This is a genomic window from Pandoraea apista, from assembly GCF_001465595.2.
GTDB classification, from domain to species: Bacteria; Pseudomonadota; Gammaproteobacteria; order Burkholderiales; family Burkholderiaceae; genus Pandoraea; species Pandoraea apista.
On sequence record NZ_CP013481.2, the window covers coordinates 1005530 to 1022148 of the forward strand.

General features: G+C 63.7%; 16 protein-coding genes. 9 read left to right on the top strand and 7 right to left on the bottom strand.

The window, feature by feature from the left end; all coding sequences use genetic code 11:
- Positions 1-31 precede the first annotated feature (31 nt).
- From AT395_RS04680 to mmsB, 3 genes are all read left to right on the top strand, one after another.
- A complete protein-coding gene (locus AT395_RS04680) occupies positions 32-1270 on the top strand; it encodes an ABC transporter substrate-binding protein (protein WP_042112932.1) in 1239 nt (412 codons plus the stop codon).
- A 141-nt stretch (positions 1271-1411) separates the two neighbouring features.
- The gene (locus AT395_RS04685; RefSeq protein WP_048627961.1) at positions 1412-2911 is read left to right on the top strand and encodes a CoA-acylating methylmalonate-semialdehyde dehydrogenase; all 1500 of its coding nucleotides are present in this window, start codon (positions 1412-1414) and stop codon (positions 2909-2911) included.
- 33 nt (positions 2912-2944) lie between these two features.
- A complete protein-coding gene (gene mmsB, locus AT395_RS04690; protein ID WP_048627960.1) occupies positions 2945-3874 on the top strand; it encodes a 3-hydroxyisobutyrate dehydrogenase in 930 nt (309 codons plus the stop codon).
- A gap of 147 nt (positions 3875-4021) precedes the next feature.
- On the opposite strand, the gene AT395_RS04695 is transcribed toward mmsB, so the two are convergent.
- Positions 4022-4450, bottom strand: coding sequence for a hypothetical protein (locus AT395_RS04695; RefSeq protein WP_231586145.1), 429 nt, complete (start codon positions 4448-4450; stop codon positions 4022-4024).
- A gap of 185 nt (positions 4451-4635) precedes the next feature.
- On the opposite strand from AT395_RS04695, the gene AT395_RS04700 reads away from it, so the two are divergent.
- The 4 genes from AT395_RS04700 (at position 4636) to AT395_RS04715 (ending at position 7532) form a co-directional block, all read left to right on the top strand.
- Positions 4636-5547: a bestrophin family protein gene (locus AT395_RS04700; protein WP_042112927.1), complete on the top strand. Its 912-nt coding sequence runs from the start codon at positions 4636-4638 to the stop codon at positions 5545-5547.
- Between the two features lie 54 nt (positions 5548-5601).
- Positions 5602-5958, top strand: coding sequence for an ArsR/SmtB family transcription factor (locus tag AT395_RS04705; protein WP_042112926.1), 357 nt, complete (start codon positions 5602-5604; stop codon positions 5956-5958).
- A complete protein-coding gene (locus tag AT395_RS04710) occupies positions 5942-6889 on the top strand; it encodes an SRPBCC family protein (protein ID WP_048627959.1) in 948 nt (315 codons plus the stop codon). The genes AT395_RS04705 and AT395_RS04710 overlap by 17 nt, the downstream gene beginning before the upstream one ends.
- A gap of 235 nt (positions 6890-7124) precedes the next feature.
- On the top strand, positions 7125-7532 hold the full coding sequence (locus AT395_RS04715; protein ID WP_048627958.1) for a DUF4148 domain-containing protein: 408 nt from the start codon (positions 7125-7127) through the stop codon (positions 7530-7532).
- A 107-nt stretch (positions 7533-7639) separates the two neighbouring features.
- Here AT395_RS04715 and AT395_RS04720 read toward each other — a convergent pair whose 3' ends face one another.
- Both AT395_RS04720 and AT395_RS04725 read right to left on the bottom strand, forming a co-directional pair.
- The gene (locus tag AT395_RS04720) at positions 7640-8542 is read right to left on the bottom strand and encodes a hypothetical protein (protein WP_048628067.1); all 903 of its coding nucleotides are present in this window, start codon (positions 8540-8542) and stop codon (positions 7640-7642) included.
- Positions 8543-8665: 123 nt separating this feature from the next.
- The gene (locus AT395_RS04725) at positions 8666-9988 is read right to left on the bottom strand and encodes a TIGR00366 family protein (RefSeq protein ID WP_042112921.1); all 1323 of its coding nucleotides are present in this window, start codon (positions 9986-9988) and stop codon (positions 8666-8668) included.
- 269 nt (positions 9989-10257) lie between these two features.
- On the opposite strand from AT395_RS04725, the gene AT395_RS04730 reads away from it, so the two are divergent.
- Positions 10258-10701, top strand: a complete 444-nt coding sequence (locus AT395_RS04730; protein WP_042112920.1) for a hypothetical protein — start codon at positions 10258-10260, stop codon at positions 10699-10701.
- Between the two features lie 43 nt (positions 10702-10744).
- Here the strand turns inward: AT395_RS04730 and kefC are convergent, their stop codons facing one another.
- Together kefC and kefF are read right to left on the bottom strand one after the other, a co-directional pair.
- Entirely contained in the window at positions 10745-12667 is a 1923-nt protein-coding gene (kefC, locus tag AT395_RS04735) for a glutathione-regulated potassium-efflux system protein KefC (protein WP_048627957.1), read from the bottom strand.
- The gene (gene kefF / locus AT395_RS04740) at positions 12667-13392 is read right to left on the bottom strand and encodes a glutathione-regulated potassium-efflux system oxidoreductase KefF (RefSeq protein ID WP_082117654.1); all 726 of its coding nucleotides are present in this window, start codon (positions 13390-13392) and stop codon (positions 12667-12669) included. Before kefF ends, kefC begins: the two co-directional genes overlap by 1 nt.
- 246 nt (positions 13393-13638) lie before the next feature.
- On the opposite strand from kefF, the gene AT395_RS04745 reads away from it, so the two are divergent.
- On the top strand, positions 13639-13932 hold the full coding sequence (locus tag AT395_RS04745; protein WP_042112916.1) for a hypothetical protein: 294 nt from the start codon (positions 13639-13641) through the stop codon (positions 13930-13932).
- A gap of 103 nt (positions 13933-14035) precedes the next feature.
- On the opposite strand, the gene AT395_RS04750 is transcribed toward AT395_RS04745, so the two are convergent.
- Positions 14036-14494 carry a cupin domain-containing protein gene (locus tag AT395_RS04750; protein ID WP_042112914.1) on the bottom strand — a complete coding sequence of 153 codons (459 nt, stop codon included), beginning with the start codon at positions 14492-14494 and terminating at the stop codon, positions 14036-14038.
- Between the two features lie 199 nt (positions 14495-14693).
- On the bottom strand, positions 14694-16109 hold the full coding sequence (locus AT395_RS04755; RefSeq protein WP_042112912.1) for an amino acid permease: 1416 nt from the start codon (positions 16107-16109) through the stop codon (positions 14694-14696).
- Positions 16110-16619: the final 510 nt, after the last annotated feature.

The following is a 16619-nucleotide window of genomic DNA, read 5'->3' on the forward strand; positions in this document are numbered from 1 at the left end:
AAAGCATAAGAAACCTGAAGGAGACAAAGCGATGAAGATCAAGCCGTGGCTGCTCGCGCTGGGACTCGGCGCGGGCTTGGGGTTGACGTCGGTATCGGGTATGGCGGAGTTGCCGAACCGTCCGGTGAAGGTGGGCGTGCTGACCGATATGTCCGGCACGTATTCCGCGATGGGCGGGGCAGGGTCGGTCGTGGCGGCGCAAATGGCCATCGACGATTGTCTGGCGGCCGAATGCAAGGGCATGAAGATCGATCTGGTCTCGGCCGACAATCAGAACAAGGCCGACGTTGCCGCCAACAAGGCGCGCGAATGGTTCGATCGTGACAACGTCGACGCGATTGCCGACCTGACGAACTCTGCTGCCGCACTGGCCGTGCAGAAGCTCGCGATGGACAAGCAGCGGGTTGTGCTGTTCTCGGGCCCGGCGACCACACGGCTGACGAATGAAGATTGCTCGCCCACGGGCTTTCACTGGATGTTCGACACGTATTCCCAGTCGGCGGCTACCGCGCGTGCCGTGGTCGGCGACGGCGGCAAGTCGTGGTACTTCATCACCGTCGACTACGCATTCGGGCACTCGCTGGAGAAAGACGCCGCCGATATCGTGAAGGCGCTCGGCGGCACGGTGGTGGGCCAGTCGCGGCACCCGCTCAATGCCTCCGACTATGCGTCGTTCCTGTTGCAGGCGCAAAGCTCGAAGGCGCAGGTCGTGGCGTTGGCGAACGGCGGGCAGGACACTGTCAACGTACTCAAGCAGGCGCGTGAATTCGGCATCGTGCAACGAGGGCAGAAACTCGCTGCACTACTGGTGTTTCTGTCGGACGTTCATGCACTCGGCCTGAACACGGCGCAAGGCCTGATGTTCACCGATGGCTTCTACTGGGACTTCGACGACGCCTCGCGCACCTGGTCGGCCCGCTTCCAGAAGAAATACAAGGATCTGAAGCCGACGATGGTGCAGGCCGGCGTGTATTCGAGCGTGTTGCATTACCTGCGCGCGGTCGCGGCGTCGAAGAGTGTGGATGCGAAGGTGGTCGCGCAAAAAATGCGGGAAATGCCGATTCGCGATCCGATCATGCACAACGCGTCGATTCGCCCGGACGGCCGTGTGATCCACGACATGTACCTGTTCCGCGTGAAGTCGCCCGCCGAGTCGAAAGGCCCGTGGGACTACTACACCAAGGTCGCCACCGTGCCCGCGACAGAAGCCTTCCAGCCGTTGTCGAAATCGACCTGCTCGCTCGTGAAGACGAGCACGGCGGCCAAGTGAGCGCCGGCTGATCGCCGTGGCGCAGGCTTTGCCCCGATTGCCTATCTTGTAAGTGCCGGCGGCGCTGCGTGCCGACTTGCCGCAGCCCGCCATCCCCCCAACCCCGAATTCGTCCATTCGTTTCGATCTGGAGAGCCTGTCATGTCCCTACCTACCATTCCGCTGCTCATCGACGGCAAGCGTGTCGAGTCGAAGTCCTCGCAGTGGCGCGACGTTGTGAACCCGGCCACGCAGGAAGTCGTTGCCCGCGTGCCCTTCGCAACGACCGAGGAACTCGACGCGGCCGTGGCGTCGTCCAAGGCGGCTTACAAGAGCTGGCGCAATACCTCGCAAGCGAACCGCATGCGAGTGATGCTGCGCTTCCAGCAACTGCTGCGCGATCACACGGGCGAACTCGCCGAACTGATTACGCGTGAGCACGGCAAGACGCTGCCCGACGCCGAAGGCGAAGTCGGACGCGGTCTGGAGGTCGTTGAGCACGCCTGCTCGATCGCGTCGCTGCAATTGGGCGAGTACGCACAGAATGCCGCCGGTGGCGTCGACGTCTACACGCTGATCGAACCGCTGGGCGTTTGCGCAGGCATCACGGCCTTCAACTTCCCGGTGATGCTGCCGTGCTTCATGTTCCCGCTGGCCGTGGCAACGGGCAACACGTTCGTGCTCAAGCCGTCGGAGCAAGATCCGAGTGCCTCGCTGCGTCTGGCCGAACTGGCGCTCGAGGCCGGATTGCCGCCGGGGGTGCTCAACGTGGTGCACGGCGGCCCGGATATTGCCAATGCCATTTGCGATCATCCGGACATCAAGGCCGTGTCGTTCATTGGCTCCACCCATGTCGGCACGCACATTTATCGTCGCGCGTCGGACGCGGGCAAGCGTTGCCAGGCGATGATGGGCGCGAAGAACCATTGCGTGATTCTGCCGGACGCAGACCGTGAGCAGGCTATCAACCATTTGCTGGGCGCGGCGTTCGGTGCGGCGGGACAGCGTTGCATGGCAACGTCCGTGGCCGTGCTCGTGGGCGAGGCGCGCGAGTGGGTGCCCGAGTTGGTCGAGCGTGCGCGTGCGCTCAAGGTCGGTCCGGGCACTGATCGCAAGGCGGATCTCGGCCCGGTGGTGTCGAAGCAGGCGCGTGCCCGCATCGAGAAACTGATCGGCGCCGGCGTGGAAGAGGGCGCGAAACTGCTGCTCGACGGTCGCGGTCACGCGGTCAAGGAGGCGCCGGAAGGCAACTTCGTCGGCCCGACGATTTTCGATGGCGTGACGGCCGATATGTCGATCTATCGCGACGAGATTTTCGGCCCCGTGCTGTGCATGACCGGGGTTGATACGCTCGACGAAGCGATTGCCTTCGTCAACGCGAACCCGAACGGCAACGGCGTGGCGCTTTTCACGCAGGACGGCGGGGCGGCGCGACAGTTCCAGAACGAGATCGATGTCGGTCAGGTCGGGATCAACCTGCCGATTCCGGTGCCGGTAGCGTGGTTCAGTTTCACCGGTTCGCGTGGCTCGAAGCTTGGCGATCTGGGACCGAACGGCAAGCAGGCGATTCTGTTCTGGACGCAGACCAAGACCGTGACGGCGCGCTGGCAAGCGCGGGGTACCGGCCCGTCGGGCGTGAACACCACGATCACGCTGAAGTAATACGCCCCTTCTCACGGATTTCGGAGACAGACGATGGCTACGGAAACTCAACAAGGCGCCTTGCGTGTCGCGTTCATCGGCCTCGGCAACATGGGCGGGCCGATGGCGGCCAAACTGGTCAAAGCGGGGCATGCGGTGCGCGGCTTCGATTTGTCCGGTGCTGCCGTGGAGCGGCTTGCGGGCGCCGGTGGTCGTGCGGCAACGTCGATTGCCGACGCCGTGCGCGACGCACAGGTGGTCATCACGATGCTGCCGGCCGGCGAGCATGTGCTGGCGGCGTATGACGGCCCGGACGGTGTGCTGGCGAATGCTGCGCCAGACGCCGTGCTGATCGACAGCAGCACGGTGCCGCCGGAAATCCCCCGGCAGTTGGCGAAGCTCGCGCGCCCGGGCACGTTGCTGCTCGACGCACCGGTCTCGGGCGGTACGGCGGGCGCGGCGGCGGGCACCCTCACCTTCATGGTGGGAGGCGATGCGGCGCTTGTGGAGCGCATGCGCCCGTTGCTCGGCAATATGGGGCGTGCGATCCATCACGGTGGCCCGCTTGGCGCCGGGCAGACCCTCAAGTTGTGCAACAACATGCTGCTGGGCATTCTGATGGCCGGCACGAGCGAAGCGCTGCGTCTGGGCATCGCCAACGGGCTCGATCCGAAGGTGCTCTCGGCGGTCATGCAGCAAAGCTCGGGCCGCAACTGGACGCTGGAGGTTTATAACCCGTGTCCGGGCGTGATGGAGAATGCGGCGTCGTCGCGCGGGTACACGGGGGGCTTTGCCACCGATCTGATGGCGAAGGACTTGCGGCTGGCTCACGGGGCGGCCGAAGCCAGCAACGTAGCTACGCCATTAGGCGATCTCGCGCGGCGCATCTTCGAGGTGCATCGCGCGAATGGCCACGGGGCGCTCGATTTTTCGAGCATTTTTCAGGACCCCGTTACGCTGGTGCAGGCGCTGGACGTGAAGTAATTTGCGGCCGGCAAGACAGACGCCCGTCGGCTTTACGGCCGACGGGCGTTATTTTTTGCGCATGACGGTGGCTGACCGCCACGAGGTGGCGGGAGCCGCAATGCGGCACTCGCCGGAACCGGCCTGCGAGCGCCGGCCCGGAAAGCGTCAGCCAGCGATCATGTGGTGCAACTGATCGAGTTCCTGATTGAGCGCACGTTGTTCCTCGCCCGACAGGCCGCCACCATGTTGCGCTGCCATGTCGCGGGTTTCCTGTGCAATGGCGTCAAGGCGGCGGTGCAACTCGTAGCCACGCGGCGGCGGGTAATAGCCCTGATTCACATGATTGTCGATCTCGCGGGACTCGTTGCCGATTCGGCGCTCGATCTGCTCGCGCCGTTGCACGGCGACCGTGTGCGGGTCCGGCTCCACGACGATTCGTGCGGCGGGAGCCGGGCGGGGCGGCTCGACCACGCAACCGGACAGGCTGCCAATGACGCCCGCGAGGCCGGCGATTAGCGCGACGGCGGCCAGTCCGCGAGTCTTGCCGGGCGTGCCGGCGGGTTGAGTGCGAGAAGGGGTGCGTGGGACGTTCATGATCGTTATTGGCCCTGATGTACGCCAAGACGGCGTATTGGCATTCTCGCCACCCGTACCCGCGACGAATAGCAATGTTTCAATCGGTTGCAACCATTTCAAACCCGTCAATATGGGCGTATCATCCCGCCGCAGCGGCTCCCCCCCACAGCCTGTTCTTGCGCTCGCGAGCGCCATTTGTTGCCATGATCGTCCGCCCCAATCTGCACTGGCTGCGCATGCTTTTCGTCGTGCGCGGTTCGATCTTGCCCAAGATCGCCCCGCAGCTCATCTTCACTACGATCATTTCGATAGTTGTCACGCTTGCCCACGGGCGCGTCTTCGAATGGAAGATTCCGCTCACGTTCATTCCGTTCTCGCTGATCGGGATTACGCTTGCGATCTTTCTCGGTTTTCGTAACACCACCAGCTACGCCCGCTACTGGGAAGCGCGCATGCTCTGGGGCAGCGTGCTCAACGAGACGCGCGCACTGGCGCGTCAGTCGATGACGCTGGTATCGGACACCTCGGATTCGCCGCGCTTCGTCGCGTATCTCATCGCTTTCGTGCACGGTATGCGCCATCAGTTGCGTGGCACCGATCCCCGCGCCGACTTCGAACGGCTGCTCGGCAAGGAAGACCTGGCATGCCTCGCGCGCAAGCAGTTCAAGCCGATCACGATTCTGCTCATGGCGGGCGAGTGGCTGCGCGAGCGCCGGATGCAAGGGCAGATCGAGGCGCCGCTCGCGCAGGTCATGGAAATGCATCTGGACCGCCTCGGCGAGGCGATCGGCGGCTGCGAGCGGATCGCGACCACGCCGATCCCGTTCACCTACGGCGTGATCCTCCACCGCGTAACGTACCTCTACAGCCTGTTGCTGCCATTCGGGCTGGTCGACTCCATCGGCCCGATGACCCCGGTGATCGTGGCCTTCATCTCGTACACCTTCTTCGCGCTCGAAGCGGTTAGTGCCGAGATCGAGGAACCGTTCGGGCTGGAGCCGAACGACCTCGCACTCGACGCCATGTCCGAGACTATCGAGCAATCGTTGCGCGAGATCATTCACCGCCAGCACACCGCCCGGGTGCGCGCGCGCGACCATCACATCATTACTTGATGCTCCGATACTAAAGTACTTGCTTTAGTTTATTAAATGCCTATACTCAAGCACATGCTTGACCATGACAACGCCCTCGATCTGACCTTCCAGGCACTGGCCGATGTGTCGCGCCGCGCAATGCTCGCGCGGCTGGCGCAGGGGCCGGCGTCGGTCAGTGCGCTGGCACAGCCGCTGGCGATGTCGTTGCAGGCGGTCATGCAGCACCTGGCCGTGCTTGAGAGTGCGGGGCTGGTGCGAACGGAGAAGGCCGGCCGTGTGCGAACGTGCCGGATCGAACCCCAGGCGCTGAGTCTTGCCGAGCGGTGGATTAACCAGCGCCGTCACGAGTGGGAAGGTCATCTCGACCGATTGGGCGAGTATCTGGCCAGCCTGCCCCCCGAAGGAGCGTTTCATGAGGACAGCAAGTGAAGCAAGGGTTGAGGCACAGCCGAAGCCGCTAACGGTCGGCCGGACATACGCCACCACGCGGGAAACGGTATTTCGTGCCTGGACAACGACCGAGGCGGTGAAGCGCTGGTTTTGCCCGACCGGCTACACCGTTCCCGAAGCGGAGATCGACGCCCGCGTAGGCGGCGCTTTCGATTTGAAAATGCAATCGCCGGAAGGCGAAGCGCACTGGATTCGCGGACGCTTCATGGAGATCGACGCCCCCCGGCGTCTCGTGATCGACATGGAAGTGACCGACGCCAAGGGGCTGGCGCTGTTCGGCGCGCTCACGACGGCGTTGTTCACGGATGTGGCGCAGGGCACGCGCCTCGATGTCGAGCAACGTTATACCGTGCATGATCCTGCCTATGCCTGGATGCCCGAAGGGGCCGGCGCCGGTTGGGCTCAGACCTTGGACAAGCTCGGACGCGAGGTCATGCACGAGGCCGACGCGCCAACGCAGCGCAGCGTGGTGCATGCGACCTTCCGGATCGAGCGGCAGTACCCTGCCTCACCCGCGCGGGTCTTTCGTGCGCTGACCGAGCGAGAAGCCAAGGATCGCTGGTTCGCCACCAGTGAAGGCCTCACGGTGCTGGAGCGGTCGATGGACGCGCGACCGGGCGGTCGCGAAAGCGTGAGCGGGCGCTGGCCGAACGGCATGGTGTCTACCTTCGACGCAGTGTATTTCGATGTGGTGCCCGATACGCGGGTTGTCTATTCCTACGAAATGCATCTCGATACCCGCAAGATCTCGGTATCGCTCGCGACCATCGATTTGCGAGCAAAAGACGGCGGCACCCATCTTGTCATGACCGAGCAGGGGGCCTTTCTCGACGGTTACGACGATGCCGGTTCGCGCGAGCGCGGCACGCAGTTTCTGCTGGACGCCCTCGGTGCGTCGCTCACAGATTAAGCCGTTTCCGCCTCGTTCCCTTTCTTGCGCAACGCCGCTTTTCCTCGGCACAACGAGGGTGAGCGGCGTTTTTCATGAGCGCGTGCACCGATATGGTGCCATCGATTCTTATCGAATGACGCAATAGTTCCTCGACAAATATCGCGTTTTTCATCACGGCGGCGAGTTCTAGACTTCCTTCCATCGACGGCGCAATTCAAAACAAAGTCGTCGCAACTAGACAGGAGTTAGGAAAATGAACCGCAAGAACATCGCAATCGCCCTTATCGCCGCCGTGGCTTCGCTCGGTGCCGTTGCCAGCAACGCTGCAGAAAATGGCAACAACTATCCTGAAGTCGCCTCGCAAGGTCAGCCGCTCACGCGTGCCGACGTGCTGGCCGATCTGGCACAGGCCCGCGCTCAGGGCGTGATCCCGCACGGCGACGCCGACTATCCGGTGTATGTCGCCTCGGGCCCGGCCAAGAGCCGTACCGAAGTGAAGGCCGAACTGGCTCAGGCGCGCGCCGAAGGCCTGATGGCGCAAAACGACGTCGACTACCCGATCGTCGCCTCGCAAGGCGCGACCGCGTCGCGCGCCGACGTGAAGCAGGAACTGGCCCGCGCCCGTGCCGCTGGCGAGCTGAACGTCAGCCAAGGCAGCTAATCGTTCGCCGGCAGTCGCAGCAAACTAAAAAAGCCGCCCCGGGTGAGAAACCCGGGGCGGCTTTTTGACGTCTGGGCCTCCCTGTGGCCGGGCGCCGGTCGCGGCGCTCAGGCTTTCATGAAGCGTAGCGCGATGCGCGCGAGTCTGGGCACGAAGGTCGGGCGCAACAGGCGCTGGTCGTAGCCGCCCATGCGTCGCGCATCTTCTTCCAGACACAGCGCGATCAGCTCGCGAGGTTTGAGCGATTCGCCGATATCGGCAGTGCCGGTCGCGGGGAAGTTGGCGTCTCGCGCCACGCCGTCGGTATCGATGCCGCGTGCAATCGCCAGGCGATCCCAGATCAAGGTGACCCAGACGGCCACAACGCGTGCATAGAACCACGGGCGCTTCCAGAAGGGCAGATTGCGCCGGTGCCAGGCCACCCAGTTCGCGAAGAACAGAATGTGCCGCGCTTCTTCCTGAATGACGGGCTCGAACGTTTCGACCAGCGCTTCGGGAAAGTAGCCGGAGCGTTGGGCCGAGCGGAACAGGCCGAAGGCGACGAAGCTGTCGATGCATTCGCTGAAGCCCGTTTTCATCCATGCCCATTCGGCGTCTTTGGGCGGCGGGTAAGCCGGTTCGGGCGCGAGTTCAATGCCGTACGCCTCGACCAGTCTGGATAGCACGACCTTGTGGCGGGCTTCTTCCTCGCCGTCCATGACCAGCGCTTCGCGCAGTAACGGGTCCTGAATCGTGTTGGCGTAGGTCGCCACGCGTATCGACGCGCGACCTTCGGTCTGAACGGCAATGTCCCAGATCGGTAAGGCTGTCAGACGCCGGAGGGCGTCGGGGGCCAGCGTTGGCCAGTCGATAACGGAGGGCTTGTAAGGGTTGTGGGACTCGAGCAGCATGCGGCAAAACATGCGTTTGTGGGAGTCCGAACCAATAGGTATGGCGCCATCGACATCGTATTGCCAATGGCGCATGACATGGTCGGCCTGTGCGACGGCAACGGCTAGCGTGTCGGACATCTGGTCGGGATATCGCATGAGATATGGATCTTGTCAGCGTCTGCAAAAATCATATCACCAAGCGACGGCCGGGCGCCGTGCAGGATGCACTGCCCGGCGCGTCCGGCATGCGCTTGCGAGGCGTCAGAAAAGATACATTCCGGCAATGAAAATCACACCCGAGAACAGCAGCGCCGTCACGCAATAGCCCATGATGTCGCGCACGCCCAGACCGGCAATGGCGAGTGCGGGCAGCGCCCAGAACGGCTGCGCCATGTTTGTCCACGCTTCGCCGTAGGCAATCGCCATGGCGGCTTTGCCCATATCTGCCCCCAGGGCTTGCGCAGCGGGCATGACGAACGGACCTTGCACGACCCAGTGGCCGCCGCCCGACGGCACGGCGAAGTTGATGACGGCAGAACTGAGGAAGGCAAGCAGCGGGAATGTGTGCACGTTGGCGATTTCAATGAACCAGTTCGTGATGACGCCCGCGAGACCCGAGTGATCCATCGTTGCCTGAATGCCGGCATAGAAGGGGAACTGGATCATGATGCCGGATGCGCCGCGTGCCGCATTCGCCACGGCGCGTGCATAGGCCATTGGCGTGCGGTGCAGCAGAATGCCGATGCCGAGAAACGCAATGTTCACGGTGTCGATATCGAGCGAAAAGCCCTTGGTGATGGTGCGCAGTATGAGATATCCGGCAATCAGCGCGAACACCAGCAGCGAGAGCAGGCGGCTTTCTTCAAGCTTCTCGGCGAGCGTGGCGTCGGGGCCGAGCACGCGCTCATGGGTGGGTTCGTCGACCAGCAGCTTCGGATCGACCGTAACCACTTCGCTCGGGCGCGGCATCATCGCGCGGGCGAGCAACGGCAGCATGACGATCAGGCCGATCGTGATGAAAGCGTTGTAACCGGTAAAGAGCGTTTGCGAGACGGGAATCAGGCCGACGACCTTTTCCATCGGATTACCATGCGTTGCCGCCACGAGCGGCACCGACCCGGACAATCCGCCATGCCACGTCAGAAACCCCATGTAGGCGCACGCGACGAGCAGACGATAATCGGTGCCCTTCACCTGACGCGCGACTTCGCGCGCGAACATGGCCCCGAGCACAAGACCGAAGCCCCAGTTGATCGCACATGCCACGCCGGCGAGCAGCGCAACCATCATCGTGGCCTGTGCCGGGGAGCGGGCCGAACCGGCCAGTGCCGCCATGGCGCGCTTCATCGGTGCAGAGCTGGCAAGGGCGTGGCCCGTTACCAGAATCATTGCCATCTGCATTGAAAATGCGAGCAGATTCCAGAATCCCGAGCCCCACAACAGCACGAGATCACCCGGCGTCTTGGGCGTGAAACCCAAGGCCAGTGCGAAGGTAATGATGGTGAGGAAAATGGCGAAGATGAGCGGGTCGGGCAAAAAGCGATGCACTACCTGCGTGAAAAAACGGGAAATACTCTTGACCACAGTTGCCTCTTCCTTATTGTTAACATATTAATTTCGGCATTCTGCCACGCGTTCACGGCAAGGGCATGACGTAAAACTGCGTAATGTCAAAGCGGCGGCGCGTGTGGCATGCGCGGGGCGGCGTGGTGCGCCCGGTTGTGAAATATTTGGTAATTGTTGCAGCGCGTGCAACGCAGGTATTCGCCGACGCAGGTATATCGGCGACACACAGATGCTTACACTGTGGAGTCCGCTGTGGCTGTTTCGCAGCTTTTTGCACTGGACTCATCATGACGCTGACCCTTGAGCAACTCTTCCCGCAGCATCGTCCCGAAGGTGACGCCGTAGCGACGGCGCTCGACAGCCACGCCGTAGTACAGGCGCTGTCGCTGGCCTGCGCCGAGCATCCGCTCGTCTTGCTGCGCATGATGTACCCGGCCACCGATGCGAACACGCACCGCAGCCGCGACGAACTCGCGGAGGTGCTGCACCGCCACGGGCTGCATCAGGTCGCGGGGTTGATCGAAGAGGAATCGCCGTATCTGATGTTCACGTCGGCCGAGCATGCGCATCTCACGCTCGTGGAGATTCGCCGCTACTCGGCGGCTATCGCCGTGCATCTCTACTACCGCGGGCTCGCGGGCAGCGATGCCGAGGCGCGGTTGCGTGCCGATGCGACCGCACCGGCCGAAGGGCATTTCCGTCCGTTCGACGGTTTCGCCCGCGCCATGTAACGGCGTTGGCAACGCGCCCCCGGGGACGCTGCCGGCCGGAGGTTCAGGCGCGGTCGTCTTCGCGGGCGGATGTGTCGCCGGCCGGCGGGGGCTTCGTGGCGGACGACGGGGTTGGCGAAGGTGTCATGTCGGGCGCCGTCTCGCCGTCCCAGCCGAAGGTGACCTGCCGCTGCGCGCGACGCTGTTCGCGCTCGCGCGTCATCTGCTCTTCGAACTGGCGGCGGCCCTCCTTCGCCGTGGCGATCATCTTGTTGCGATCCTGATACGAAGGATACATTTCGTCGGTCAGCTGGAGATTGGCACGACGAAATGCCATCGTCGCCTCGCGCGCTTCCGCTGCCGGCCAGCCCAGCGCTTCAAGGACCGAGCGCGCGCTGCGCAGCGACGACTCGAAGACTTCCCGCTCGATGTGCTTCACACCGCGATCGCGAAGCTGGAACAGGTGGCCGACATTCCGTGCCCGGGCCACGACCGGAACGTCGGGAAAGTTCTCGCGCATCAGATCGACGATCTCGAGCGATTGATCGACGTCGTCGACCGCCACGACAACGGCTCGCGCTTGTGCGACTCCCGCAATACGCAGCAGATCGAGACGCGTGGCGTCGCCATAGAACACGCGAAAGCCGATCTGGCGCAGGCTCTCGATGGTGTCGGGGTCGTGATCGAGCACAGTAATCGACACGCCTTGCGGCACTAACGCGCGGCCGACGATCTGACCGTAGCGGCCGAAGCCGCAGATCACGACGCTGGCCGATTGCGGCTCGGCAATTTCCTTCATACGCGGCGATCCCTTCAGGCTGTAGCGCGGCAACAGCCATTTGTCGATGGCCACGAGCAGCAGCGGCGAGATCAGCATTGACAGCGCGACGGCACCGATCAGAAACGACGACACCGCCGGCGGCAACACCTGCGGTCCTGCCGACTGAAACACCACAAACGCGAATTCGCCGCCCTGCGCGAGCAGTAGTGTGAAGATCGGCCGCTCCTGATAAGGCAGTTGCATCAATCGCGACACACCGTAGATGGCAAGACCCTTCAGCGCCATAAAGCCGACGACGACGGCGATCATGCGCAGCGGTTGCGCGAGCAGAACGCCGAAGTCGATGCTCATGCCGACCGCGATGAAGAACAGCCCGAGCAGCAGGCCCTTGAACGGTTCGATATCGGTTTCCAGCTCGCGGCGGTATTCGCTCTCGGCGAGCAGCACGCCGGCCAGGAAGGCACCGAGCGCCATCGACAGGCCGACCCACTGCATTAACGCGGCGATGGCCACGACCAGCAGCAGCGATGCTGCCGTGAAAATTTCGGGTGTGCGGCTGTTGGCGATCCAGCGTAGCAGCGGGCGCAACGCGAGGCGGCCGCCGAGAATGATCGCGGCAATCACGCCCACGATCTTCAGCGCTTCGAGCGCGCGCGCCGTGCCCGTCATGACATGGCTGTCGACGGAATTGGCGAGCAGGGGCAGCAACGCGAGAATCGGAATGGCGGCCACGTCCTGAAACAGCAGGATCGAGAAGCCGGCCTGACCGCTGGGGGTGGCGAGAAGGTTGCGCTCTGCCATGACCTGCAAGGCGATCGCTGTGGATGACAACGCGAGACCGAGCGCCGCAACGAGTGCAATGCGCCACGGCGCGCCTAATGCAATGCCCACCCCGAAGAGCAGCACGGCGCAGCCCAGCACCTGTGCGGAACCCCATCCGAAGATCGGTCGTCGCAGATTCCACAGACGCCGCGGTTCCAGTTCAAGGCCCACGAGGAACAACATCAGCACCACGCCGAACTCGGCGAAGTGCAGCACGTCTTCCACGCGCGAGACGAGACCGAGGCCCCACGGGCCGATGGCGATCCCGGCGGCGAGATAACCGATGATCGCGCCAAGCCCCAACGCACGAGACAGCGGCACGACGATGACCGCTGCTGCCAGGTAAATCAGGCTGGCGAGCAGCCAGGCGGGCACATGTTCCATCAGGCGGCGCTCCCGGTTGCGGCGTTTGAGGGGGTGTCACTGCCCGATGCGCCGCGCGGGCGATCCGTGGCCGGAATGTCCTGACATTCGGCGGCGTCTGCCATCGAGAGCAGCTCCGGCCACTGCGGGTACGTTGCCAACCGTCCGGCGAATTCGCTCACGTGAGCGTCGAGGGTGGCATCGTTGCTGCGCCGTGCGCCGTAAAACACATGGGGCGGAAGGAATCGCATGCCGCACAGGCGCGCCGTTTGTTCGTAGGCCGGCAGGAACGCCGAGAAGTCATGCTGGTTGTAGCCCTCGGGACGGTAGCTCGTGGCCGGGCCGCCGGTGCTGGCCACGAGCCACAAATCCTTGTTGGCGAGCGCGTGGCCGTCGTGGCCATAGGCCCAGCCCCACGACAGCACGTCGTCGAGCCAGAGCTTTTGCAATGGCGGCATGCTGTACCAATAGATCGGATGCACCAGCACGATCAGGTCGGCGCGGGCGACGCGTCGTTGTTCGGCTGCGACATCGATGCTGAAGTCGGGATACGTCGAGTACAGATCGTTGACGTCGACACCGGCGATGCTGCGCGCGGCGTCGAGCAGGCGGCGATTCACGCGCGAGTCGCGCCAGCGCGGGTGCGCCACGATGACATAGACGGCGCGCTCCGGCACACCGGCGCGGGTCGCGGCATCGGAGTCCTGGGAGGCGAGCGAGAGACGGGTGGATGCGGGGGCGGTCATGCGGGGGAGGATACCGCATTCATATGACGCGCTGCATCGCCGCGTTGAGTGTGGCAAAGGGGGCAAATGCCGTGCCCGGTTAAAGACTGCGGTAGCGAAAGCCGTTAAGTGTGGATAAGCTCAGTTCAGCACGATTCAGCTTTCGAGAGACGCGATGCGCCGCCGGGCGTGCCGCGCTCAAAAGGACAGATAACAAGAACTTTCGCGTCAGCGCGGCTTCAACGCACGCGCCTGCGCCATACCGACATGTCGCCGCAAGCCTTTCGTACTACCGTCAATCTGATCTATCACGGCCGCAACGTGGCACTCGCGCTGTTGCTCGTGGCGTTGCTCTACAACCAGACGTTCTGGGTCTTCGCGAGTGCCGTTGCGGCGGCACTGTGCACCGGCGCGCTGCGTGAAGCCGCCCGTATGCCGCAAGAGGAGGAGTTGCCACCGCGTCCGCTCGTCATTCAGGTGTTGCGCATTTCCGTGCCGCTGTTGCTCACCATGTTCGCGATCGGCTACGGCGCGGTGTGGCTCAATCGCAATTTCGGCTGACCCCCGTTTGACGGCGGGCAGACCATGAGGAGCGGTATCGAACGGTGACCAATGCTGGCCAACGGGTGCGGTTTCCCGGCCCGTCGGCCACGCGCGCGTTACATCATTTGACGAACTGGATATCGTTCGGCGCCTGAGGCGGAAGCTTCACCGCCAGCACCTTGAATTCCCCACTGGTGTTCTGCGACCCCGCGTGCACCGTGCCGCGCGGAATGACGATCAGGTCGCCCGGATGCACCTCGCGTTGCTGGTCGCCCAGCCAGAAGGTGCCACTACCGGAAATCACATATTGAATTTCATCGGTGTCCTGATGGGTGTGACGCGGCACGTTGCCGCTCTGCACGGCGATCGTGCCGTTGGGCGTGGCGACCAGGGTACGGGTTCGCAGCGTGCCGACATTGGGCACGAGCTTGCCGATCTGTTCGTCGGTCATGGCGCCAACGTCGATGATCTGGGCAGTCAGCGCGGTGGCTTGTGCCATCGCGCCGGGCATCAGGTGGGAAGAGAGGAAGCCCGCGGCGAACGCGGCGGGTACGGCGGCAAGCAGGACATAGCGACGCATGTTTTTTTCCTTTGCAGGGACGTGATGAAACGACAGCAAGGGGAGTCACGGACGAACGACTTGCGTGATGCGGGAAAGACGGAACCCGCCGTGACGGCGGGGAAGGCTCGCGGCACATTGGCGTGTGCCGCGAGCCTTGTGACGGACTATACGCGTTCCCGCGCCGTGGCGCGAGACGGTACCACCGGTGCGAGGGCGATCAGGATTGCGTGTGCGGGGCTTCGCCATGCTTGTGCAGCAGGGCGTTGCGACGGGCGTATGTGAAGTAGATCACCATGCCGATCACGAGCCACACGACGAAGGCGATCCAGGTGGCCGCTTGCAGGTGCGCCATCAGGAACAGGCACAGACCGGCGGAGATAAGCGGCACGACGGGGGCGCCCGGCACACGGAACGCGCGCGGCAGGTCCGGACGCGTGCGGCGCAGCACCAGTACGGCCACCGAAACCAGCGCGAATGCCGACAGCGTGCCGATATTGATCAACTCGGCGAGAACGCCCAGCGGCACGAAGCCGGCAATGACGGCGAACACCACGCCGATGATCCACGTGCCCGCAAACGGCGTTTTGTGCTTCGGGTGGATGCTTGAGAGCATCGGCGGCAGCAGGCCGTCGCGCGACATGGCGTAGGTAATGCGCGTCTGGCCGTAGGTCATCACCAGGATCACGGTTGTCATGCCGAGAATCGCACCCAGATCGACGAAGCCTGCGACCCAGTTCTGCCCGGCGAACTGCAAAGCCAGCGACACCGGATGGTCAACGCCTGCGAACTGCGCGAAGGGCACGATGCCGGTCATGATCGCAGCGACCGACACGTACAACAGCGTACAGACAATGAGCGAGCCGATGATGCCGATCGGCAGGTCGCGCCCCGGATTGCGAACTTCTTCGGCGGCCGACGTCACGGCGTCGAAGCCGATGAAGGCGAAGAACACGAGGGCCGCCGCGTTGAACATGCCGCTCGTGCCGAATGGCATGAACGGGGTCCAGTTGGCCGGCTTCACATGCCACACGCCCACGGCGATGAACAGCAGCACCACGCCGATCTTGATCGCCACCATCACGTTGTTGATACGGGCGGATTCGCGCACCCCGTACGACAGCACCCATGTGATGAGCAGCATGATGACGACGGCCGGCAGATTGATGAACGTCGAGACACCCGGCACACTGCCCGGCGCCGCCGTAATGGCCGCCGGCAGGTGCAGACCGAAGCCTGCCGCGAGCGACTGGAAGTAGCCCGACCAGCCGACCGACACGGCGGACGACGCCAGCCCGTACTCGAGCATCAGATCCCAGCCGATGATCCACGCGACGATTTCGCCGAGCGTGGCGTAGCTGTACGTGTAGATCGAGCCGGAGACGGGAATCGTCGAGGCGAACTCGGCGTAGCACAGCGCGGCGAAGCCGCATGCCATGGCCGCGATGATGAACGAGACGGTGAGGGCAGGGCCCGCAGTGAGGGCGCCGGTTCCTGTGAGGACGAAAATGCCGGTGCCGATGATGGCACCGATGCCCATCAGGACGAGATCGACCGGGCCCAGCACTTTCTTGAGACTGCCGGTACGGCTGGCGACCAGCATGTTCTCGATGTTTTTGGTTCTAAAAAGACTCATGACCTGCAAAAGGTTCCTGCAACGTGTACCTCTGGCGTTCGCGTTGTGCGCACCATTGGGGGAATACGCGGAAGACATGTTCCGCGACCTGGCTGCAAGGGCACCCCGGGCTTGTGGCCGCTCGTTCCCATGCCTGGCGGATCGCCACAGGGCTTCACGAACCACGTCACTGCGCTAACGCCGCCGGTGCGTCGGGCACAGGCGTTCGGGCCGTCAACGGCGTGCGCGGATAGCGCGCGCCGAATGCGGCGTGGCGATAGGCAACCACGACGTGCGAAGCGCACGCCGGGGCGGGACAAACACGATCGAGACTTACGGAGGATCCTGCCGGACTGCCGTGACCGTCGCGGTTTTCGCAACGGCACACCGGAGAAAGTGGGTCTGCAATGTGAGAGCCACGTCGACGCGGGGCATCGGACGGGGCAAGGGCTCGCTGTCCTGCGGTCCGGCCATCGGTACCTGATCGGCACCTCCGCCTGGCCGGAATTGCTCGCATTTTAAGCGTATTTC